1 protein-coding gene is annotated in these 1,010 nt (G+C 54.9%); it reads left to right on the top strand.

The annotated features are described in order from the left end of the window. A partial coding sequence (locus CVS30_RS18065; RefSeq protein WP_220033959.1) for an HNH endonuclease signature motif containing protein occupies positions 1-987 on the top strand: 987 nt, incomplete at its 5' end. Positions 988-1,010 lie beyond the last annotated feature (23 nt).

The following is a 1,010-nucleotide window of genomic DNA, read 5'->3' as shown; positions in this document are numbered from 1 at the left end:
TTTGATGATCCGGATTATTCTTCCCCGGACTTCCACGAACCGGATCCCTTCACTTTCCAGCCCCCGGAATCATCTGCCGGGATGGGCACGATTCCCTTGAATCCACCACCAGCCCCACCACAGCATAGTGAGGCCCTCGGTCATAGCGATGCCTTGAGGGGTGTGCCGTTACCGCGGGCGGTACCGGTGGTGTTGATACCGGTGTTGTCGTTGTTGGGCTTGACGAATGAACCTGCCTGGATGGAAGGTATCGGCCCGGTCAGCATGGACGTAGCAAAATTAATGACGGAATCAGCACCGAGTATGTACCGGCTACTCGTTGATCCGATCACGAATCAACCCATCGAGGCCGGGATCGATTGCTACCGGATCTCGAAATCACTACGACTCATGCTGCAAGTACGGGATGAATACTGCCAATTCCCGGGATGTTACGCGAAAGCATCCACCTCTGAAGTGGACCACATGAGAGCATTCGCGGCCGGTGGGAAAAGTACACCCACGAATTTAGAACATCTCTGTCATCGCCACCACATCCTAAAACACTTCAAAGACGATAAAGACCGCCACGGTATCCGACGCGCACTAAATGAACCCGACCGGGAAGGAATCCGACTTCGAGGCTGGACCCCGAGCAGAGAAGACGACGGCCGGGTCTCCTGGACCAGCCCCACCGGAAGATATTGCCCTCCAGCATCACGCACCGAACCCGGCCCCGCCTACCCACAATGGCTCAAAGAATACCTAGAAGCCATAACAATCATCGAGTCATTCACCGCAGCAACCACCATCGGAAACGGAACCAACCACGGCACGGCCCTGACAGAGGCAGACATATACACACCAGAGGAAGAAGACGATCGAGACGACGAAAGATTCGATCCCAACCACCTCCCCGAACCACCCGAAGAATTCCTCATCGACTTCGACAAAAACGGATGGCAAGAAATCACCAACACCACCCTCAACCACCAACCCCTCGAATAAAACAACCCCACCAAAACACCACC

Origin of the sequence: Arthrobacter psychrolactophilus (assembly GCF_003219795.1) — a bacterium.
GTDB lineage: Bacteria > Actinomycetota > Actinomycetes > Actinomycetales > Micrococcaceae > Specibacter > Specibacter psychrolactophilus.
This window is presented reverse-complemented; position numbering and strand designations above follow the sequence as displayed.